This window comes from Nocardioides sp. (assembly GCF_004803405.1).
Lineage (GTDB): Bacteria > Actinomycetota > Actinomycetes > Propionibacteriales > Nocardioidaceae > Nocardioides > Nocardioides vastitatis.
In genome coordinates, this window is the sequence record NZ_SSXI01000151.1 from 2,054 (window position 1) to 20,947 (window position 18,894).

Sequence of the window (18,894 nt, forward strand, 5' to 3'; positions counted from 1 at the left end):
CCGTGAGATGGAGGCGGGGGGGCTGACCCACTCGCCCTTGATCTCGTACACCGTCGCAGCCGAGGCCGGCCCGGCGACGGCACCCAGGCCGGTCACCGCCACCAGCAACGAGATCACGATGATCGTCCATCGCCGAAGCAGCGACCTTGCTGCCGCGGTCGTGCGGCTCGGTGGTGCAGGCATGCGCGTCATGACAACTTCTCTCCTCGGAGGGATGGAGTCCCGAAACAACACCTGCGAGGACCCCCCGGGTGATGATGCCCTTCACCCTGCGGCCGTTCCGGCGAGGAGCCCAGAAGTGGAGCGCATTTGGTCCGGCAGTTGGTCCGCCGCTGGCCCGCCGCTGGTCCCGCGCGGGCCGGGTGGCGGCTCGACGGCGCAGAATGGCTTCCTGGTCGTGCAGCTTGCCGACCTTCTGACTGACAATGCCGTCTCGTGGCGACTGGCAGCGCATCCAAGTCCGGCCCGCTCCCGTGCAACCGAAGAAGTGAGCGCGGTGTGACGCGCGCTGCCTCACCTGCCCGCGGTTGTGTGATGACGCTTACCGACCAGCGCCCTGCCTCCGCGACACGCTGGTGCCACACGTTCGCAAGAACCTGACCCAAGGAGGTCACCGATGAGCACCACGACGGATTCCACTGCTACCAGAAAGGCCCTGGTGCGCGGCGCCGCTTATGGCGCCGGTGCCGGAGTCGTCGCGTCCATCGCCATGGGCATATACGCCATGGTTGCGTCCTACCTCAAGGACACCGGCTTCTTCACCCCGCTCCATCACATCGCGACTCTGTTTGCGGAGCCGACCGGGATGATGGAGTCGATGATGGCGGCCATGGAGAAGGATGACGCCTTCGTGATCACGGGTGGCGTGGCAGTCCTCGGACTTGTGATCCACATGATGACCGGTGCCGTGTTCGGCGCGATCGTCGGCCTGGCCGTGGCGAAGCTGCGGCTCGGTGTCGCCATCCTGGCAGCGGTGGGCTTGGTCTACGGCGCGCTCGTGTTCGTGTTCAGCGCCCTCGTCGGCCTCCCTCTGGCGGCGTCGATCTTCGGCGTGGGCGACCTTGGCGAGGGCCCGATGGCCGGCATGAACCCGATCGCCGACATGGCCGCGATGGCCGGGTGGGGTGTCTTCTTCAGCGAACACCTGCTCTTCGGCCTGGTCACTGGCCTGCTGATCGCGGCGGGCCTGCGCGAGCGGGCCTGACCGTCCCGGTGATGGCACGATGACAGTGACGGGCGGTCCCCTGGCCTGCATCACCGGCGACCACCTCGAGGTGATCGCCGGCCAGGCCCGGCCGTGGGCGCCGGGACGACGAGAGGACGACATGCAGATGCAGCAGGCAGCGGACAACCCCGACCGGCTGTGGTGCATGTCGGAGGTCGACATCTTCTGCGACCTCGATGAGCAGGAGATGGCGGCGATGGCCCAGGCCGCCCCGATGCGGACCTATCCGGCTGGGACCCTCGTGTTCACTCCCCATGAGCCCGTGGAGGCGCTGTTCATCCTGAAGAAGGGCCGGATCCGGATGTTCCGGGTCTCCGAGGACGGTCGCGCGCTGACCACCGCGATCGTCGAACCGGGCACGATCTTCGGCGAGATGGTCGCTGTGGGCCAGCAGATGCACGGCTCGTTCGCCGAGGCGATGGAGGAGGTCGTGGTCTGCGTGATGAGCCAGACCGACGTCCGTCGACTGCTGCTCGGCGATCCACGGATCGCGACACGGATCGCCGAGACCATGGGCCGCCGCCTGGGCGAGCTCGAGCGTCGCCTCAGCGACGCGGTCTTCAAGTCCGTTCCCGAGCGGGTCGCGGGAACGGTCGCCACTCTGGCCGAGGGACGCAGCCGCCGGCGCGGGGGACAGGTGCGGATCACCCACGAGCAGCTGGCCGCGCTCGCCGGCACCTCGAGGGAGACGACCACCAAGGTGCTCGGCGACCTCGCGGACCAGGGGCTGATCACCCTCGGTCGAGGCCGGATAACCGTCCTCGACCTCGACGGACTCCGCACGATCGGCGGCTAGGGAGTCGCCGGCGAGCGAGGAGGATCATGACTGACGAGCAGCACGCGGACCACCGCATTCCTAGCAGGGACCACCCGGTGAGCCCAGACGGGCCCAGGGCACCGGCCCTCATCCTCTTCGACGTCAACGAGACACTCTCGGACATGTCGTCGCTGCGCGGCCGCTTCGAAGACGTCGGCGCACCAGCGCACCTGGCCGCGACCTGGTTCGCCAGCCTCCTCCGAGACGGCTTCGCACTGACCGTCTCAGGGGCGAGCGAGCCATTCGGGCAGATCGCAGCCGAGGCCCTGCGCGGCACCCTGCACGAGAGCCCGTTGAACCGCAGCATCGAGGACGCGGTCCGGCACATCATGGACGGCTTCGCTGCCCTCACCGTGCATTCCGACGTGCCCGACGGGGTGCGGGCGCTGCGCCGTCTGGAGATCCGCCTGGTGACTCTCAGCAACGGCGCGGCGTCCGTCGCCGAAGTCCTCCTGGATCGGGCCGGTCTGCGCAGTCACTTCGAGGCGACCCTCTCCGTCGAAGGCGCCGGCGTCTGGAAGCCCGCCCCCGACTCCTACGCCTACGCCCTCGATCGGTGCGCCACCGACCCGATGGACGCCATGCTCGTCGCTGTCCATCCGTGGGACATCGACGGTGCAGTGCGGGCAGGACTCGGTGCGGCGTGGATCAACCGGACCGGAGCCCCCTACCCGGCGTACTTCAGGCCGCCGGACCTCAACGTACGGTCGCTGACGGAGTTGGCTGACCAACTGAGCCGTTTCGACGTCCCGCGGCGGCCGCACCGGTCCGACTGAGCGCTGACGAGGTCCTTCACCTCGCGTGCGAGCGGGATGGGTTCGGGCAGTAGAGGCCGCCAGTCTCCGCAGTCCGACAGGCGTTCTGTGGGCACGCTCACAGAACCTGGGCCCTCGTCGGATCATGCTCAGCACATGCGACCGACACTCTGGGCCACGTGGTGCTGGCCGATTCTGAGCGGGCGAACCCGTCATGTCGCCGCTCCGGTGGCGCTCGTGGTCGGAACGATCCTGCTCGCGGTGAATCAGGGCTCGCAGCTGCTCGCCCGTGAGGTCGACCTGGTCACGGTCCTCCGCGCCTTGGCCAACTACGCCATCCCGTACGTGGTCTCGAGCATCGGATATCTCAAAGCGCCCAGCGGTGCGCCGCACCCCCTCGGAAGGAAGGCAGGTGGTCGTGACTCACGAAACGATGGTCCAGATACTGCACGTGCCTGACTGCCCGCTGGTGGACCGACTCATCGACGCAGTCGAGCGCTGCCTTGCCGAGGCCGGCGTCGGCGAGCCCGTCGAGGTTGTCGTGGGCGACTACCCGTCGCCCACGCTGGTCATCGGCGGCGTCGACGTTGCCACCGGCCGGCCTGTCGAGGGGGAGCCGCGATGCCGGATGGACCTGCCCTCGCAGGAGCAGATCCGTGCCGCGGTCAGGGAGCTGAGCTCGTGACGGCCGCCCACGTCAGCTCTCGCCCCAATCGGTCGATGAACTCGTCGGCCACTGCAAGCTGTCTTCCGAGCTGCTCGCGTCGTTCTGTGGCGTCGGCCAGGATCACCCTGAGCGGGGGCCGTGCCGCTGGCTTTCCAGCTGCTCGAGAGGGAACCTGGACAGCAGAGGAGGTAGGTCGCCATGAGCAGGACGGCGCAAGCTCGACGCCCTCGGGTGCTGCTGGTGCGTCAGTGGGACCAGCAGGTCGGCGGCTCCGGCTGCTGCGGCCGGTTCAGCAGCGTGGCCGCCGAGTCGGTATGCAGCACTGGGGAGGACCCCTATGCACATGCGCGGGTCGACATGCAGGTGATGGGGGCGGTCTACCGTGCACTGCGGGAGCGGTATGCCGAGGACGAGATCGAGGTCTCGGTGGTGGATCCGCGCAACACCGCCTGGCTCCTCCCGGCAGTATGGCGCGACGCCCGCCGCAGGGGGATGAGCCGACGAGATGCCCTGCGACAGGTGCACCGGGCAACTAGTCCTTGCGCCGTTGTCTGCGACGGGCTCGTCCTCGCAACCGATGTCGCCGGCCCGCAGGAGGCGGTGGCCGCGGTCGAGGCCGACCTGGTTGCTCGCACGCTTGCCTCATAGGCGAAAGCGCTAGACGGTGAGCGCGAGCGGGAATAGGGCGCCCTTGACCAGGGCAGCACGCGCTACTGCCGATGCACGGGTACTGCGTCCTCCAGAGCAGGTTGCTGCTCGGCCGGTCAATCGGCCACGTGTTCTGTGGCCCCCTTCGTCAGACGGTCTTTGTCATGCGGACTTTCTGCGCGGTGGTGTGCCACCACCGTCTGGCGTAGCGGCTGAGGGTGGCTGCGTCCCCGAGGCCGACGATGGACGCGATCTGCGCGATCGGCAGGTCGGTTTGGATGAGGAGGCTCGCGGCTCGTTCGCGGCGCACGGCGTCGAGCACGGCAGCGAAGGTAGTGCCTTCGGCGGCGAGGTGGCGTTGCAAGGTACGTGATGACATGGCAAGCAGCCGCGCGACCGCGTCAACGGTCGTGGCGCCAGTGCCGAGCGACTGCGCCAGGGCTGCTCTGGTCTTCCCGGTGACGGCGCGGCGGACCTCGGGTGCCTGTGACTCGAGGTGTGCCAAGGCGAGTTGGCGAACGATCTGGTCACCTCCGGCCAGCGGACGCTGTACGAGGTCGCTCGATACCCGAAGGACGGCAGCGGGCTGCCGGAAGTGGACGTTGGCACCGAACAGCTCGTGGTAGCGGGTTGTCGGTGCGGCGGGGGCGTGGGGGATCTCGACGGTGCGTAGCCCATAACGTGGCCCGATGAGGCTCGTGAGGGCTCGGTGCAGGAAGAGCAGCCCCATATCCATGCTCTGGGGCGGCGCCTGGACGCCGGGCGGGTATCCGTAGCGGATTCCGAGGACGCCGTGCGCACCACGAGGGTCGGGGACCAGCGCGAGGCCGAGGTTGCGGGCATGGACGAACAGGTACTTCGAGGTGCAGTCCAGGGCGTCGGCGACCGATGGGGAGTTCAGCAGTACCAGCGCGAGTGGCCCGAGCATGCTGAGGTCTTGACGCATGGCCACCCGCAATCCGAGATCGGGACAATCAAGCTCGCGCGCAGCGGTCTCCAGGATCGCCGCGATCGCCGTGTCCTGGACGAGAAGCTCGTCGTTGTCGAGCGCACCCTTGGGCAGCGCGCATCGGTGAGCAAACCCTTCGGCATCCCCGCCGAGCTCCTCGATCACAAGCCGCACACCGCGAAGTCCGGCGGAACGTACCCAAGCCAATGACGACTCTCCCTGTGGCGCGATAGGTCAATTCTGTGGCGCGATATATCAAGAGTATCGCCGCTTCCCGATCTACCGTCAGGGCATGGACTTCACACCCTCATCGCGAGCGGCGGAGCTGACCGAAGCGGTCGCCGCGTTCATCGCCGACCACATCTCGCCGATCGAGCAGGGCTACCACCGCGAGCTGGCTCAGATCCGGTCCGGCGGCGACGATGCGTGGACCCCTCTTCCGGTCCTTGCTGAGCTGCGCGACCGCGCCCGCGCGGATGGGCTGTGGAACCTGTTCCTGCCAGCCGGCGTGACGCGGGCGAGCTGCCGGTACGCGCGATCGTGCACATCGAAGCCGCCTGGCCCGAGCGCGAGCACATGGACACGGTCGCTGAGACCCGTTGGCTGACGACGCTGCCGTTCGGTCGTGACGGTACCCCGGACCTCGGCGCCATCGTCGCCCATGTCGACCCCCGACGGTCAGATGCCGCGGGAGTCCTCGACGCCCACCTCGAAGCCTCTCCACTGGTCCGAGGCGTACGGTTCTCCGCCTCACACCACCCCACCGCGGTGTGCGCGACTTCGCCGATGGCCCGCACGTCCTCAAGAGCCGAACCTTCCTGCGAGGCTTCACCGCTGTCGCTGACCGGGGTCTATCGATGGAGATCTGGTGCTACGACCATCATCTGCCCGATGCGCTCACGCTCGTCACCGAGTACCCCGAGACCACATTCGTTCTGAACCACTACGCGACGCCGGTCGGACTGTTCGGCCCCCGTGGGCGGCGAGTCGGACGGACCGCCGACCAGCGAGCGGCGCAGCTCGACGCATGGCGGAAGAACGTCGCCGCGCTTGCCGACCACCCCAACGTCGTGGCCAAGCATTCAGGGCTCGGCATGCCGGTTCTCGGTGGTGAGCACAGCCGTCCGATCAGCGCGGCATCGGTCGGTGAGATCGTCGACCGAGCAGCGCCGCTGATCCGCCATCTGCACGACTGCTTCGGGTCGGACCGCACGATGTGGGCCTCCAACTATCCGATCGACAAGCCCGGACTTACCCTTCCAGCCACGCTGCGGGTCGTCACCGATGTATTGGGCTCTGATGCAGACATCAGGAAGCTCACGCACGACGTCGCGAGTTCCGTCTACCGCATCGGGTAAGTCACTCGGCCTTCGCAGAACTACTTCGACGTGGGGGAGTACCAGCTCGGCCGACTGGCGAACTCACTCGAGCTGGGCTGTGACTAGGGCATCCTCTGGAAGCACAACGACAGGCTCGCTGGCGATAAACCGCAGGTCAGCCGCCGGTTCCCTCACTTGAACGCCGTTGACCGCAAACGATCGAACTCACCCTCAGCACCATCGGCCTCTCCCGATGACGCACCACGTCGAGTGCGTGGCGCTCCTCGAGCCGGCTACCTGACGACGTCGTAACAGAGCTTCTGCACGCCGTTGGCGTAGGCCTCGCTCTCCACGAGCTCCAGCTTCTGGCGGTCCTTGGCGGTGTCGCTCCACATCCGCTTGCCCGCGCCGAGCACGGTGGGGAACACCAGCAGGTGGTAGCGGTCGACCAGGTCGGCGTCGGCCAGCCCGTGCGCCAGCGTTGCCGAGCCATGGACCGAGATCGGACCGCCGTCGGTCTGCTTGAGCGCGGCGACGTCGTCGAGCGAGCGGAGGATGGTGATCTCGCCCCAATTGTCGACGAGGTCCTCGTCCTTCAGGGTGGTCGAGACGACGTACTTCGGCATCGCGTTGTAGCGAGGGAACTCCTCGGTCATCGACGGCCAGACCGGCGCGAACGCCTGATAGCTGACACGGCCGAGCATCAGGGCACCAGCCTCCTCCTGCTCACGGGCCTTGAGGTCGTAGACCTCGGGGAGGAACTCGATGTCCTGGAACGTCCAGCCGCTGTTGGGGTAACCGGGCTCCGGGCCAGGGCCCTCGACGACGCCGTCGATCGAGACGAAGGCGGTGTAGATCAGCGTGCGCATCTGAATGCTCCTTGTGACGAGTGGTCTGAGTCTTTCTCACCTACGCCACGAACGGGAAGTGGGGAATACGACAGGCGGGCGCGACCTTCTTTTTCAAGTATCGGCGACTGACCGGTCGACGGGCTTGTCCTCAACTGCACTTGAGGTCCTACTGTCGAGAAGCGGCCGTTGCGGCTGTCGAGGAACGGAGCCCGGAATGAGCATGGAGTCGATCGCCTGGAACCAGCTGTACCGGCGCGCCCACAGCCCCGACGAGGATCGCCGGTTCAGCATGGCGACGGCGCGCCGGATCCTGGCGTTCGCTCGTCCGCACCATCGCAAACTGGTGGGCTTCATGGTGCTGAGCGTCCTCACGGCGACCCTGGCGGTTCTCACGCCGGTCCTGGCCGGCGCGGTCGTCAACGCGATCGTCGACGCCGAGTCGTCGCGGAAGGTGTCCCTCCTGGCGCTCGGCATCGCGGGCATCGCCGTCGCCGATGCCGGCCTCGGCCTGCTGTCCCGGTGGCTCTCGTCGCGCATCGGCGAGGGACTGATCCTCGACCTGCGCACGGCAGTCTTCGACCACGTGCAGCGGATGCCGGTCGCGTTCTTCAACCGGACCCGCACGGGTGCCCTGGTGAGTCGCCTGAACAACGACGTGATCGGCGCGCAACGGGCCTTCAGCAGCACCCTGTCCGGGGTCGTCGCCAACCTGGTGATGCTGGTGCTCACGCTGGCCGTCATGATCGGGATCTCGTGGAAGGTGACCCTCCTGGCGCTGGTGCTGCTGCCGGTCTTCGTGGTTCCCGCGCGACGGATGGGGCACCGACTGGCCAGCATCCAGCGCGAGGCCGCCGACCACAACGCGGCGATGGGCAACCAGATGACCGAACGGTTCTCCGCGCCCGGCGCCACCCTGGTCAAGCTGTTCGGCCGGCCCGAGCAGGAGTCGGCCGAGTTCGCGGCGCGCGCGGAGCGGGTCGCGGAGATCGGCGTGCGCACCGCGATGGTGCAGGTCGTCTTCGTCACCGCCCTCACCTTCGTCTCGGCCCTCGCGGTGGCCGTCGTCTACGGTCTCGGCGGCGTCCTCGCCCTGCGGGGCCAGCTGAACGCCGGTGACGTGGTCGCCCTGTCCCTGCTGCTGACCCGGCTCTACGCCCCGTTGACGGCGCTGGCGAGCGCGCGGGTCGAGGTGATGAGCGCGCTGGTGAGCTTCGAGCGGGTCTTCGAGGTGCTCGATCTCGACCCGCTCATCAAGGACCGGCCCGGGGCGCGTGCCCTCCCCGAGGGCCCGGTCGCGGTGGAGCTCGACGACGTGCGCTTCGCCTACCCCGCCGCCGACCAGGTCTCGCTGGCGTCCCTGGAGGCGGTCGCCACCCTGGACGCGCGCGGTGGCGAGGAGATCCTGCACGGGATCTCCCTGCGCGCCGAGCCCGGACAGGTGGTCGCCCTGGTGGGCTCCTCCGGTGCGGGGAAGTCGACCATCGCCCAGCTGGTCGCCCGGCTGTACGACGTCGACGCGGGCGCCGTACGACTGGCGGGGGTGGACGTGCGGGACCTGACGTCGGAGGCGGTCCGGGGTGCGATCGGCATGGTCACCCAGGACGGTCACCTGTTCCACGACTCGATCCGGGGCAACCTGCTGCTGGCCCGTCCGGAGGCGGACGAGGCGGACCTCTGGGACGCGCTGACCCGCGCCCGGCTGGCCGACCTGGTCCGGTCCCTGCCGGACGGTCTGGACACGGTGGTGGGGGAGCGCGGCTACCGGCTCTCGGGCGGCGAGCGCCAGCGACTCACCATCGCCCGGCTGCTCATGAAGCAGCCCCAGGTGGTGATCCTCGACGAGGCGACCGCCTCACTGGACTCCACCTCCGAGGCGGCGGTCCAGGCCGCGCTCGCCGAGGCGCTGGCCGGCCGCACGGCGCTCGTGATCGCGCACCGGCTCTCCACGATCCGCGCGGCGGACCTGATCCTCGTGGTGGAGGACGGCCGGATCGTGGAGCGTGGCTCCCATGCGGCGCTGATGACGGCCGGTGGACGCTACGAGGAGCTGTACCGCACCCAGTTCGCCGAGGGCGGAGGCGACGTGCTGACCGTCGCCCGCTGAGGGTCGGTCATCGCCGCGCCGCATAGATCCGGCGTACGACGTCCTCGATGTCCGGCTCCTCGACGGCGAGGTCGCGGACCTCGGCCCGCCGGGAGACGTCGGCCAGCACCCGGGCTGCGGTGGTCGCCTCCGCGTCGAACGCCAGCCGCTGCCTCAGGCCGTGGCCCTCGCTGGCGAGGTGCCGCGTGCCCGGGACGTCGAGGAGATCGGGAACCGGCTCGCTGAGGTCCACCACCAGCACCCGCTCCGCGCCGACGGTGCGGGAGAGGCCGGGCAGGTCACCGTCGTACGCGAGACGCCCGCGGTCGATGACCAGGACCCGGTCGCAGAGCCGTTCGACGTCGCCCATGTCGTGGGTGGTCAGCAGCAGGGTAGTCCCGTGCAGCCTGCGCTCGGCCACGAGGAACTCGCGGAGCCGCTGCTTGGAGAGCACGTCGAGACCGATCGTCGGCTCGTCCAGGATCACCAGCCGGGGCGAGTGGAGGAGCGCCGCGGCCACCTCGGCCCGCATGCGCTGGCCGAGCGAGAGCTGGCGGACCGGGGTGGTGAGGAAGTCGGCCATCTCCAGCTGCTCGACGAGCTCACCCGTCCGCGCCCGCTCCGCCTCGCCGGTGAGCGCGTGGACGGCGGCGAGGATCCGGAACGACTCCTGCACCGGGAGGTCCCACCAGAGCTGGGAGCGCTGCCCGAACACCACGCCCACCTGACGTGCGAGCCGTCGTCGCTCACGCACCGGGTGCAGCCCACAGGTCCTCACCTCCCCGCGGGTCGGCACCAGGATGCCGGTGAGCATCTTGATGGTGGTGGACTTCCCGGCGCCGTTCGCGCCGATGTACCCGACCGCCTCCCCGGGCTCGACACCGACGGTGAGGTCGTCGACGGCGACCACCTTCCGCCGGCGCAGGCGCTCGCGCACGTGGAAGTCCCGTCCGAGCCCGGTCATCTGGATGATCGGCTCCATCAACCGCCACCTCCCTGGTAGTGCCGCACTCCCCACCGCCAGGTGAGCAGGGCCACGATCCATGCCCACACCGCGGCGAGCGGGGCGCACCAGCCCAACCACGAGGGCATCCACTCCGCGCCCGGCAGGTCCAGCAGCGCCATGGCGGGCAGGAAGGCGGTGAACGCCATCGGGAAGAAGAACCCGAACACGACGACGATCGGCCGACCCCACACCGACGCCGGCTGCGTGGCCGCGTAGCGGCCGCCGTAGACGAAGGCGTTGGTGGCCTCGGCCCCGTCCAGCAGGAAGAACTGCATGCCCGCCGCCCCCACGAACATCGCTGCGAACATGGCGTACCCGCTGAGGACGGCGAGTGCGAGGAGCACGACGGCGGAGACGTTCCAGGCGATGTCGTTGAGGACCAGTCCCGTGACGAGCGCGGCCAGTCCGACGGCGACTCGGGCCAGGCGCCGCAGGCTGATGTCGCTGGTGATCAGCTGGAGCAGCAGGGGCTGCGGTCTCAGGTAGAAGACGTCGAGCGTTCCGGCACGGACGTAGCTCGGCAGCGTGTCGCAGTGCCCGACGGACAGGTCGGCCAGCGAGTAGCAGAGCTCGGCCAGCCCGAAGACCAGCAGCATCTGGGTGAAGTGGAGGCCGCCGATCTCGACGACACTGTGGAAGAGCACCCAGATCTCGGCCAGCTCGATGAGCCCGATCAGCAGCGAGCTGAGGAGGTCGAGGGCGAAGCCGGCGCGGTAGGAGCGCTGGGACCGCACGCGCGAGGCGAGCACCGCGCGGTAGGGGCGCAGCCGGGTGCGGAGGTCGAGCACCTCAACCACCCTGCACCTCCAGATGCCGGCGTCCGGCGCGCGTCAGCAGCTGCCCGAGCCCGCCGATCACGAGCAGCCACGCGAGCTGCGCGCCGACCAGTCCGAGGGACGCCGCCAGATCCACCCGGGCGGTGATGACGTCCACCGGGTACTGCAGCATCGCGGGGAACGGCGTGGCGTGCGCCAGCGCCTCCAGCCACGCCGGGAACAGGGGGATCGGGACGAAGAGGCCGGCGAGGAATCCCGACACCGCCAGGTAGAAGATCTGCAGGCCTCGGGTGTCGACGAGCCAGAAGCCCAGGGCCGCGATCAGGTAGACCGTCGCGCCGGCGACCACGATGCCGAGCAGTAGGCTCACCGCCCCCAACAGGTACGGCGCCGGGTGGGTGGGCATCGCCATGCCGACGACGAGGGCGCCGATCAGCACCGCGGGCAGGCCGCGCGGGAGCAGGTTGAACAGGGACCGGCCGACCTCGGTGGCGATCGCCGCGCCCTGGACGTCGACGGGCCGCAGGAAGTCCACCGCCACGTCACCGGACTTCACCCGCTCCGCCATCTCGCTGCGGCCGGAGAGGTTGACCGAGCCGAGCAGCCCCTGCGAGATCCAGACGTAGGCGCTCATCAGCCCGACGTCGTACCCCTCGACCGCCCCGCCGCCGGCGCGGACCGTGGCGAAGAGGATCACGACCTTCAGCAGCCCGAAGGTGGAGTTGGCGACGAGGCCGCCGAGCGCGGCGAGCCGGTATCTCGACTGGCGGCGGAACCCCGCGACGAGGAGTCGCCAGTAGACCCGAGTCGTCGCGCGCATGAGGGGGAGAACCTACGGCGACACGCGGTGGCACGCCAAGTGCCGCCCGTCCTCGCAATCTGGCTCGACGTCATGTATCTTGATGTCAAGACATTGACATCGGCTGTTCGTGCCGCTACTTAGGTTCGCCTCACTATCGGGTCGTCGACGCGCGGCGGCAAGATGAACAGCTCAGGCACCCGAGCGCACAGCAGCGACGAGGAGACGGAGACGCGGATGGCCAGCAAGAACAGCTTCGGCGCCAAGAGCACCCTGGACGTGGACGGCAAGTCCTACGAGATCTTCCGCCTCGACGCGGTCACCGGGGAGGGGCTGCCGGCGAACGCCGTCGCGAGCCTCCCCTTCAGTCTCAAGGTGCTCCTGGAGAACCTGCTCCGCACCGAGGACGGTGCGGACATCACCGCAGCGGACATCATGGCTCTGGCCGGCTGGGACGAGAACGCCCAGCCGGACAAGGAGATCCAGTTCACGCCGGCCCGCGTGATCATGCAGGACTTCACCGGCGTGCCCTGCGTCGTCGACCTCGCCACGATGCGCGAGGCGATGGCCGAGCTGGGTGGGGACGCGACGAAGATCAACCCCCTCGCGCCCGCCGAGATGGTGATCGACCACTCGGTCATCGCCGATGTCTTCGGCAACCCCGAGGCGTTCGAGAAGAACGTCGAGATCGAGTACGAGCGCAACCGCGAACGCTACCAGTTCCTCCGCTGGGGCCAGACCGCGTTCGCCGACTTCAAGGTCGTCCCGCCGGGCACCGGCATCGTGCACCAGGTCAACATCGAGCACCTGGCGCGCACGATCTTCACCCGTGAGGTCGACGGGGAGCTCCAGGCCTACCCCGACACCTGTGTCGGCACCGACTCCCACACCACCATGGTCAACGGAATCGGAGTCGTCGGCTGGGGCGTCGGCGGCATCGAGGCCGAGGCCGCGATGCTCGGCCAGCCCGTGTCGATGCTCATCCCGCGCGTGGTCGGCTTCAAGCTCAGCGGCGACCTGCCCGCCGGGGCGACCGCCACCGACCTGGTGCTGACGATCACCGAGATGATGCGCAAGCACGGCGTCGTCGGGAAGTTCGTCGAGTTCTACGGCCCCGGGGTCTCCGCGCTCCCGCTGGCCAACCGCGCCACGATCGGCAACATGAGCCCGGAGTTCGGCTCCACGATCGCCGTCTTCCCGATCGACGAGGAGACCGTCAAGTATCTCCGCCTCACCGGTCGCTCGAACGAGCAGCTGGCCCTGGTCGAGACCTACGCCAAGGAGCAGGGCCTCTGGCACGACCCGTCGGCCGAGCCGCGCTACTCGGAGAAGCTCGAGCTCGACCTGACGACGGTCGTGCCCTCGATCGCCGGTCCGAAGCGTCCGCAGGACCGCATCGCGGTCACCCAGGCCAAGGACTCCTTCCGCGCCGCGCTGGTGGACTACGCCGGCGGCCCGCAGGGCTACGACGAGGCCGTGGACGAGAGCTTCCCCGCCTCCGACAGCCCCTCGCACGACGCCGCCCAGTCCAACGGCGAGCCGGCGCCCGGCGAGCTCCCCGTGGCCGCGGCCGGCTCCGGACGCGCGTCGAACCCGGTCGAGGTCTCCCTCGCCGACGGCACCAGCTTCACGCTGGACCACGGCGCGGTCACGATCGCCGCGATCACCTCGTGCACCAACACCTCCAACCCGTCGGTGATGATCGGCGCGGCGCTGCTCGCGAAGAAGGCCGTGGAGAAGGGCCTCACTCGCAAGCCGTGGGTCAAGACCACGCTGGCCCCGGGCTCGAAGGTGGTCAGCGACTACTACGAGCGAGCCGGCCTCACCCCCTACCTCGACAAGCTGGGCTTCAACCTCGTCGGCTACGGCTGCACGACCTGCATCGGCAACTCGGGTCCGCTGATCCCCGAGGTGTCCGCAGCGGTCAACGAGGCGGACCTCGCCGTCGTGTCCGTGCTGTCCGGCAACCGCAACTTCGAGGGTCGGATCAACCCCGACATCAAGATGAACTACCTCGCCTCCCCGCCGCTCGTGGTCGCCTACGCGCTCGCCGGCTCGATGGACGTCGACCTGTACGGCGACCCGCTCGGCCAGGACACCGAGGGCAACGACGTCTACCTCGAGGACATCTGGCCGACGCCGGCCGAGGTCGAGGAGACCATCGCCCAGGCCATCAACTCGGAGATGTTCGGCGAGTCCTACAAGGACGTGTTCGCCGGCGACGAGCGCTGGCAGTCGCTGCCGACCCCCGAGGGCGACACCTTCGCGTGGGATCCGGACTCGACCTACGTCCGCCGGGCGCCGTACTTCGACGGCATGCCGGACGAGCCGACCCCGGTCACCGACATCGAGGGCGCGCGGGTCCTGCTCAAGCTGGGCGACTCGGTCACCACCGACCACATCAGCCCGGCTGGGGCGATCAAGAAGGACAGCCCCGCGGGCAAGTACCTCTCCGAGCACGGCGTGCAGCCCCGCGACTTCAACTCCTACGGGTCCCGTCGCGGCAACCACGAGGTGATGATCCGCGGCACCTTCGCCAACATCCGCCTGCGCAACCAGATCGCCGAGGGAACCGAGGGTGGCTTCACCCGGGACTTCACCCAGGCCGACGCCCCGGTGACCAGCGTGTACGACGCCAGCGTCAACTACCAGGCCGCCGGCATCCCGCTGGTGGTGCTGGCCGGCAAGGAGTACGGCTCCGGGTCCTCCCGCGACTGGGCCGCCAAGGGCACCTCGCTGCTGGGCGTGAAGGCCGTCATCGCCGAGTCCTACGAGCGGATCCACCGCTCGAACCTGATCGGCATGGGCGTCATCCCGCTGCAGTTCCCCGAGGGCGAGACCGCCGAGTCGCTGGGCCTTATTGGAGAGGAGACCTTCGCCATCTCCGGGATCACAGCGCTCAACGAGGGAACCACCCCGCGCACGGTCCAGGTCGTCGCGAGCAAGGCCGACGGCGGCAGCGTCGAGTTCGACGCGGTGGTCCGCATCGACACCCCCGGTGAGGCCAACTACTACCGCAACGGCGGCATCATGCAGTACGTGCTGCGCAACCTGCGCCGTTCCTGACGCTTCGGAGGTCGGGGAGGTCGCGCAGCGACCGTCACGAGACCCGACGGCCCGCCCCTCCAGGTGAGGGGCGGGCCGTCGGCGTTCGCGCGCGGCGAGGTCAGAGCCGCTCGGTGAGCCGGTCCCGGGTGGCGGGGGACACCCGACTCTCGAGCAGCCCGCGCGCGTCGGGGTCCAGCTGCTCCGCGGCCGTGAGGACACCCTGGAGTCGCTCGTCGGACAGCTCGTCGATGACCGCCTCCAGCTGCGCGGGATCGTCGGCGTACAGAGCGACACGGAGCAGCTCGTCGGCAGTGGCGTTCTCGACCACCCGGGTCGCGACCTCGGTCGAGACGACGGCGACGAGGCGACCGAGCGCAGCATGCTCGCCATCGGCCAGGATCTGGCGGCCGACGTCGACGAGCAGCTGGTCGGGAAGGCCGCGGATCAGCCCCTCGACGCGCTCCGGGTCGAGTCGCGCGGCGACCTGCGCCAGGAACGGCGCGGGCAGGTGTCCGGCGAGCTTGGCCGCGTCGGCCGGCTCGATCACCGCGGCGACACGGGCGCTCAGCCGGGGACCGAACGCGTGCTGGGCCACCTTGCTCGCGATGGACGTCGGCACCATGCCGGTGAGGCCGGCGACCCGCTGGACGCGACCGGCGTTGCGCTCGGCGATCGCGGTGCGCACCGCCCCGGTCAGCGACCTGATCTCGTCGGGGCTGCTGGCGGTGAGGAACATGAGCTCGTCGCCGGTCACGCCGAGGGCGGCCGTGAGCTTCTCGACCTCGATCCGAGCGGCGAGGTCAGCCACGGCGGCCGCCCGGTAGCAGCATGGCCCGAGCCGGACCGCGCAGCAGCCGCGGGACGAGGCGCAGTGCGTCCTCGGAGGCCGTCGCGAACGCCGCGTCCTCCGCCTCGAGCGCCTCGGCCACGGCGGACTGGAGCGTCTCGATCTTGCCGGCGTCGTACCTGCGAAGCATGAGGAGCTGCTCCTCGTCGACGCCGAGCAGCTCCGCCAGTGGCGCGAGTGTCGGCGACTTTGCCTTTGCACCCATCCGGCCACGATAGAGGGCAGGCCCTGGCGATACCGTGAGGACATGCTCGTCGCCTTCAGCATCAGTCCCGCAGCCGCCGACGAGACGGGCGGCGTCTCGGAGGCCGTGGCGGCCGCCGTCCGCGTGGTCCGCGAGTCAGGGCTGCCCAACGAGACGAACGCGATGTTCACCAACATCGAGGGCGAGTGGGACGAGGTGATGGCCGTGGTCAAGCAGGCCGTCGACATCGTCGCCGCGGTCTCACCGCGGGTCGGCCTGGTGCTCAAGGCCGACATCCGGCCGGGCTTCAGCGGGGAGCTGACGGCGAAGGTCGAGCGGGTCGAGCGGGCCCTCGAGCAGTGACACAGCCACCCCCGCCGCCCCACCAGCACGCCGGGTCCCTCCCGCCGCCACCGCCGTTTTCGCCCGGCGCCTATGCGCCACCGCCGCCCGCGCCGCGCCGGCGACGGATGCTGCCGGTCGTCGTCGCCGTGGTCGCCGCGGTCCTGGTGGTCGGCCTGGCCGTGCTGGTGCCGCTTGCGGTGTCGGCCGACCACGACGCCGTCGCCCGGGGGGACGGCGACCGCGCCGCCCCGTCCGGCCCGACGGTCGACACCAGCAACCTGAGCGCGGTGGAGGAGTACGACGACCTCGCCGTCGACCATCTCCCCGCGGGCGTCTCCGTCGACTACCCGCAGTCGCCGCCGGTGGGAGGTCGGCACGCACCGGTCTGGCTCGAGTGCGGGGTCTACGACGAGCCGGTCCCCGAGGCCAATATGGTCCACAGCCTCGAGCACGGGACGGTGTGGATCACCTACCGCGATGACGACCTGGACGCCGCGGAGATCGCCGCGCTGGCGGGCCAGCTGCCCCAGGACGGGATCCTCTCGCCGTACCCCGACCAGGAGGCGTCGGTGGTGATCACGGTCTGGGGCCGCCAGCTGGAGCTCACCGGCTCGGACGACCCGCGGATCAGCCTCTTCATCGGGGAGTACGGCGCCGGCGACACCGCGCCCGAGCCGCTCGCCTCCTGCCACGGCGGGGTGCGGCCGGACGACGTCGGCGACACCACCCGGATCGCCTGACCGGCGCTGGCACGATCGAGGACATGGACTCCGAGACCAGGACCTACCGCACCGGGGGCGAGGACCGTGTCCTCGACATCACGCGCGACTGCGCCGACTACGTCGGAGCCCGGGGTGACGGGCTGCTCCACGTCTTCGTCCCGCACGCCACCGCAGGGATCGCGATCATCGAGACCGGCGCGGGCAGCGACGACGACCTGCTCGCGGCTCTGGGCGACCTGCTGCCCGCCGACGACCGCTGGCAGCACCGGCACGGCTCGCCCGGCCACGGCCGCTCGCACGTGATGCCGGCGCTGGTGCCGCCGTACGCCACGGTGCCCGTGCTCGGCGGGCGGCTCGCGCTGGGCACCTGGCAGAGCGTGTGCCTGGTCGACCTGAACGTCGACAACCACGAGCGCGAGGTGCGGTTGTCGTTCCTCGCCGGCTGACCGACCGCTAGGTTGACCGGCGTGCAACGGTTCGCGTCGATCCTCCTCGTCGACCGGCGGGGGTGGCTCCTGCTCCAGGAGCGCGACGAGCACCCGGTGATCGACCCCGACTGCTGGGGCTTCGTGGGCGGTCACGTCGAGGACGGCGAGGACGCCGACGACGCCGCCTACCGTGAGCTCGTCGAGGAGACGGGACTTCGCCTCGAGCCGCCGGCGCTGCGCCTGTGGCGCGAGTTCGGGGTCTTCCATGCCGCCTACGACAGCGTGGACTCGGTCCGCGTCTACGTCGCGCCGACCGACGCCACGGACGCCGAGGTCGTGGTGGGTGAGGGTCGACGGATCGTCTTCGTCGACCCCCGGGAGGTCACCGGACTGCGCCTCACGCAGGCCGCGCGCCGAATCGTTCCGGAGTTCCTCGCCTCCGCCCGCTACCAGGAGCTGATCCCATGACCTTCCACGTGATCCCGGTCCCCGGGCATGGCACCGAGGACGTCGTCGTCGCCACGTCCGGACCCGACGAGGGCAGCGTGTTCACCGGGACCGCGGACGGGGCGATCCTCCGGATCTCGCCGGACGGCGCGAAGGTCGACCGGGTGGCCCACACCGGTGGCCGACCGCTCGGCATCGAGTTCGCCGACGACGGACGACTGCTCGTCTGCGACGCGCACCGCGGGCTGCTGTGGGTGGACCCCGCCACCGGCGCCGTCGAGGACATCGTCGCCGAGGTCGACGGCACCCGGATGAGGTTCTGCAACAACGCCGCCATCGCCCCGGACGGCACCATCTGGTTCTCCGACTCCTCGACCCACTTCGGGCTGGAGAGGTGGAAGGACGACTTCGTCCGCAACACCAGGACCGGCCGGCTGCTCCGACGTGACCCCGACGGCGCGATCACCACCGTGGTCGACGGACTCGCCTTCGCCAACGGCATCGCCCTGTCAGCCCGCGGCGACTTCGTCTGCGTGGCCGAGACCGCTGCCCGCACCGTGGTGAGGTACTGGACCAGCGGCCCCAACAGGGGCATGCGCGACCGGCTCTGCATGGACCTGCCGGGCTATCCCGACAACATCGCTCGTGGCTCGGACGGGCTGATCTGGATCACCATCGCCAGTCCGACCGATCCGCTGGTCGAGCGCGTCCAGCGCGGGCCGATGCCGTTGCGCAAGCTCGTCACGAGGATCCCGGAGGCGCTGCAGCCCAAGCCGAAGCGGACCGTCCGCGTCGTCGCGTACGACGACCTCGGGAAGCTCGTGCACGACGTCGACGTCGATCCGAGGGAGCACGGGCCCGGAGCCGGGCTCAGCTTCCACATGGTGACGGGGGTCCGGGAGCACGACGGAAGGGTCTGGATGGGCAGCCTCCACGAGCCGGCGGTCGCCGTCCTCGATCTGCGGCAGTGACCGGCTC

General features: G+C 69.7%; 23 protein-coding genes. 15 read left to right on the forward strand and 8 right to left on the reverse strand.

Features of this window, described 5'->3' with window-relative positions; genetic code table 11:
* Positions 1 to 183: hypothetical protein (locus E7Z54_RS23755; protein ID WP_206056145.1), on the reverse strand; the 183-nt coding region annotated here is incomplete at its 3' end.
* A gap of 433 nt (positions 184 to 616) precedes the next feature.
* Between E7Z54_RS23755 and E7Z54_RS11010 the strand changes: the two genes are divergently transcribed.
* The 6 genes from E7Z54_RS11010 (at position 617) to E7Z54_RS11030 (ending at position 4,112) form a co-directional block, all read left to right on the forward strand.
* Positions 617 to 1,204 carry a hypothetical protein gene (locus tag E7Z54_RS11010; RefSeq protein WP_136433651.1) on the forward strand — a complete coding sequence of 196 codons (588 nt, stop codon included), beginning with the start codon at positions 617 to 619 and terminating at the stop codon, positions 1,202 to 1,204.
* Positions 1,205 to 1,223: 19 nt separating this feature from the next.
* The gene (locus E7Z54_RS11015) at positions 1,224 to 2,021 is read left to right on the forward strand and encodes a Crp/Fnr family transcriptional regulator (RefSeq protein WP_206056146.1); all 798 of its coding nucleotides are present in this window, start codon (positions 1,224 to 1,226) and stop codon (positions 2,019 to 2,021) included.
* Between the two features lie 26 nt (positions 2,022 to 2,047).
* Entirely contained in the window at positions 2,048 to 2,818 is a 771-nt protein-coding gene (locus E7Z54_RS11020; protein WP_136433653.1) for a haloacid dehalogenase type II, read from the forward strand.
* Positions 2,819 to 2,953: 135 nt separating this feature from the next.
* Entirely contained in the window at positions 2,954 to 3,256 is a 303-nt protein-coding gene (gene nrtS / locus E7Z54_RS24395) for a nitrate/nitrite transporter NrtS (protein ID WP_168798278.1), read from the forward strand.
* Positions 3,216 to 3,482: an alkylmercury lyase gene (locus E7Z54_RS11025; RefSeq protein ID WP_136433655.1), complete on the forward strand. Its 267-nt coding sequence runs from the start codon at positions 3,216 to 3,218 to the stop codon at positions 3,480 to 3,482. The genes nrtS and E7Z54_RS11025 overlap by 41 nt, the downstream gene beginning before the upstream one ends.
* A gap of 180 nt (positions 3,483 to 3,662) precedes the next feature.
* Positions 3,663 to 4,112: a hypothetical protein gene (locus E7Z54_RS11030; RefSeq protein ID WP_136433657.1), complete on the forward strand. Its 450-nt coding sequence runs from the start codon at positions 3,663 to 3,665 to the stop codon at positions 4,110 to 4,112.
* Positions 4,113 to 4,260: 148 nt separating this feature from the next.
* Here E7Z54_RS11030 and E7Z54_RS11035 read toward each other — a convergent pair whose 3' ends face one another.
* On the reverse strand, positions 4,261 to 5,226 hold the full coding sequence (locus E7Z54_RS11035) for an AraC family transcriptional regulator (RefSeq protein WP_206056147.1): 966 nt from the start codon (positions 5,224 to 5,226) through the stop codon (positions 4,261 to 4,263).
* 127 nt (positions 5,227 to 5,353) lie between these two features.
* Between E7Z54_RS11035 and E7Z54_RS11040 the strand changes: the two genes are divergently transcribed.
* Together E7Z54_RS11040 and E7Z54_RS11045 are read left to right on the forward strand one after the other, a co-directional pair.
* Complete coding sequence (locus tag E7Z54_RS11040) at positions 5,354 to 5,668, forward strand: hypothetical protein (protein WP_206056148.1); 315 nt, start codon at positions 5,354 to 5,356, stop codon at positions 5,666 to 5,668.
* A 163-nt stretch (positions 5,669 to 5,831) separates the two neighbouring features.
* Complete coding sequence (locus E7Z54_RS11045) at positions 5,832 to 6,419, forward strand: amidohydrolase family protein (RefSeq protein ID WP_136433661.1); 588 nt, start codon at positions 5,832 to 5,834, stop codon at positions 6,417 to 6,419.
* 254 nt (positions 6,420 to 6,673) lie between these two features.
* Here E7Z54_RS11045 and E7Z54_RS11055 read toward each other — a convergent pair whose 3' ends face one another.
* Positions 6,674 to 7,249 carry a dihydrofolate reductase family protein gene (locus E7Z54_RS11055; protein WP_136433662.1) on the reverse strand — a complete coding sequence of 192 codons (576 nt, stop codon included), beginning with the start codon at positions 7,247 to 7,249 and terminating at the stop codon, positions 6,674 to 6,676.
* A 196-nt stretch (positions 7,250 to 7,445) separates the two neighbouring features.
* Between E7Z54_RS11055 and E7Z54_RS11060 the strand changes: the two genes are divergently transcribed.
* A complete protein-coding gene (locus E7Z54_RS11060) occupies positions 7,446 to 9,335 on the forward strand; it encodes an ABC transporter ATP-binding protein (RefSeq protein ID WP_136433664.1) in 1,890 nt (629 codons plus the stop codon).
* Positions 9,336 to 9,342: 7 nt separating this feature from the next.
* On the opposite strand, the gene E7Z54_RS11065 is transcribed toward E7Z54_RS11060, so the two are convergent.
* Genes E7Z54_RS11065 through E7Z54_RS11075 form a run of 3 tightly spaced genes read right to left on the reverse strand, consistent with a single transcriptional unit; the run spans position 9,343 to position 11,916 of the window.
* On the reverse strand, positions 9,343 to 10,296 hold the full coding sequence (locus tag E7Z54_RS11065; RefSeq protein WP_136433666.1) for an ABC transporter ATP-binding protein: 954 nt from the start codon (positions 10,294 to 10,296) through the stop codon (positions 9,343 to 9,345).
* The gene (locus E7Z54_RS11070; RefSeq protein WP_136433668.1) at positions 10,296 to 11,117 is read right to left on the reverse strand and encodes an ABC transporter permease; all 822 of its coding nucleotides are present in this window, start codon (positions 11,115 to 11,117) and stop codon (positions 10,296 to 10,298) included. The genes E7Z54_RS11065 and E7Z54_RS11070 overlap by 1 nt, the downstream gene beginning before the upstream one ends.
* Positions 11,110 to 11,916, reverse strand: a complete 807-nt coding sequence (locus E7Z54_RS11075; RefSeq protein WP_136433670.1) for an ABC transporter permease — start codon at positions 11,914 to 11,916, stop codon at positions 11,110 to 11,112. The genes E7Z54_RS11070 and E7Z54_RS11075 overlap by 8 nt, the downstream gene beginning before the upstream one ends.
* A gap of 216 nt (positions 11,917 to 12,132) precedes the next feature.
* Between E7Z54_RS11075 and E7Z54_RS11080 the strand changes: the two genes are divergently transcribed.
* Complete coding sequence (locus E7Z54_RS11080) at positions 12,133 to 14,961, forward strand: aconitate hydratase (RefSeq protein WP_136433701.1); 2,829 nt, start codon at positions 12,133 to 12,135, stop codon at positions 14,959 to 14,961.
* A gap of 100 nt (positions 14,962 to 15,061) precedes the next feature.
* On the opposite strand, the gene E7Z54_RS11085 is transcribed toward E7Z54_RS11080, so the two are convergent.
* Both E7Z54_RS11085 and E7Z54_RS11090 read right to left on the reverse strand, forming a co-directional pair.
* Positions 15,062 to 15,751 (reverse strand): hypothetical protein, encoded by a 690-nt coding sequence (locus E7Z54_RS11085; protein WP_136433671.1) that lies wholly within the window; start codon positions 15,749 to 15,751, stop codon positions 15,062 to 15,064.
* Positions 15,744 to 15,995 (reverse strand): hypothetical protein, encoded by a 252-nt coding sequence (locus E7Z54_RS11090; RefSeq protein ID WP_136433673.1) that lies wholly within the window; start codon positions 15,993 to 15,995, stop codon positions 15,744 to 15,746. The genes E7Z54_RS11085 and E7Z54_RS11090 overlap by 8 nt, the downstream gene beginning before the upstream one ends.
* Positions 15,996 to 16,037: 42 nt before the next feature.
* Here E7Z54_RS11090 and E7Z54_RS11095 point away from each other — a divergent pair, with 42 nt between their 5' ends.
* From E7Z54_RS11095 to E7Z54_RS11115, 5 genes are all read left to right on the forward strand, one after another.
* A complete protein-coding gene (locus E7Z54_RS11095) occupies positions 16,038 to 16,337 on the forward strand; it encodes a thiamine-binding protein (protein WP_136433675.1) in 300 nt (99 codons plus the stop codon).
* A 107-nt stretch (positions 16,338 to 16,444) separates the two neighbouring features.
* The gene (locus tag E7Z54_RS11100) at positions 16,445 to 17,059 is read left to right on the forward strand and encodes a DUF3105 domain-containing protein (protein ID WP_136433677.1); all 615 of its coding nucleotides are present in this window, start codon (positions 16,445 to 16,447) and stop codon (positions 17,057 to 17,059) included.
* A 23-nt stretch (positions 17,060 to 17,082) separates the two neighbouring features.
* A complete protein-coding gene (locus tag E7Z54_RS11105) occupies positions 17,083 to 17,487 on the forward strand; it encodes a YjbQ family protein (RefSeq protein ID WP_136433679.1) in 405 nt (134 codons plus the stop codon).
* 21 nt (positions 17,488 to 17,508) lie between these two features.
* Positions 17,509 to 17,937, forward strand: a complete 429-nt coding sequence (locus E7Z54_RS11110; protein ID WP_136433681.1) for an NUDIX domain-containing protein — start codon at positions 17,509 to 17,511, stop codon at positions 17,935 to 17,937.
* Positions 17,934 to 18,887 (forward strand): SMP-30/gluconolactonase/LRE family protein, encoded by a 954-nt coding sequence (locus tag E7Z54_RS11115; protein ID WP_136433683.1) that lies wholly within the window; start codon positions 17,934 to 17,936, stop codon positions 18,885 to 18,887. The genes E7Z54_RS11110 and E7Z54_RS11115 overlap by 4 nt, the downstream gene beginning before the upstream one ends.
* Positions 18,888 to 18,894 lie beyond the last annotated feature (7 nt).

Coding starts and splice junctions, on each gene's coding strand:
- nrtS (WP_168798278.1), top strand. CDS start 2,954: ATGCGACCGACACTCTGGGCCACGTGGTGCTGGCCGATTCTGAGCGGG.
- E7Z54_RS11065 (WP_136433666.1), bottom strand. CDS start 10,296: ATGGAGCCGATCATCCAGATGACCGGGCTCGGACGGGACTTCCACGTG.
- E7Z54_RS11075 (WP_136433670.1), bottom strand. CDS start 11,916: ATGCGCGCGACGACTCGGGTCTACTGGCGACTCCTCGTCGCGGGGTTC.
- E7Z54_RS11100 (WP_136433677.1), top strand. CDS start 16,445: ATGCTGCCGGTCGTCGTCGCCGTGGTCGCCGCGGTCCTGGTGGTCGGC.
- E7Z54_RS11105 (WP_136433679.1), top strand. CDS start 17,083: ATGGACTCCGAGACCAGGACCTACCGCACCGGGGGCGAGGACCGTGTC.
- E7Z54_RS11040 (WP_206056148.1), top strand. CDS start 5,354: ATGGACTTCACACCCTCATCGCGAGCGGCGGAGCTGACCGAAGCGGTC.
- E7Z54_RS11030 (WP_136433657.1), top strand. CDS start 3,663: ATGAGCAGGACGGCGCAAGCTCGACGCCCTCGGGTGCTGCTGGTGCGT.
- E7Z54_RS11080 (WP_136433701.1), top strand. CDS start 12,133: ATGGCCAGCAAGAACAGCTTCGGCGCCAAGAGCACCCTGGACGTGGAC.
- E7Z54_RS11010 (WP_136433651.1), top strand. CDS start 617: ATGAGCACCACGACGGATTCCACTGCTACCAGAAAGGCCCTGGTGCGC.
- E7Z54_RS11020 (WP_136433653.1), top strand. CDS start 2,048: ATGACTGACGAGCAGCACGCGGACCACCGCATTCCTAGCAGGGACCAC.
- E7Z54_RS11055 (WP_136433662.1), bottom strand. CDS start 7,249: ATGCGCACGCTGATCTACACCGCCTTCGTCTCGATCGACGGCGTCGTC.
- E7Z54_RS11095 (WP_136433675.1), top strand. CDS start 16,038: ATGCTCGTCGCCTTCAGCATCAGTCCCGCAGCCGCCGACGAGACGGGC.
- E7Z54_RS11115 (WP_136433683.1), top strand. CDS start 17,934: ATGACCTTCCACGTGATCCCGGTCCCCGGGCATGGCACCGAGGACGTC.
- E7Z54_RS11015 (WP_206056146.1), top strand. CDS start 1,224: ATGACAGTGACGGGCGGTCCCCTGGCCTGCATCACCGGCGACCACCTC.
- E7Z54_RS11090 (WP_136433673.1), bottom strand. CDS start 15,995: ATGGGTGCAAAGGCAAAGTCGCCGACACTCGCGCCACTGGCGGAGCTG.
- E7Z54_RS11060 (WP_136433664.1), top strand. CDS start 7,446: ATGAGCATGGAGTCGATCGCCTGGAACCAGCTGTACCGGCGCGCCCAC.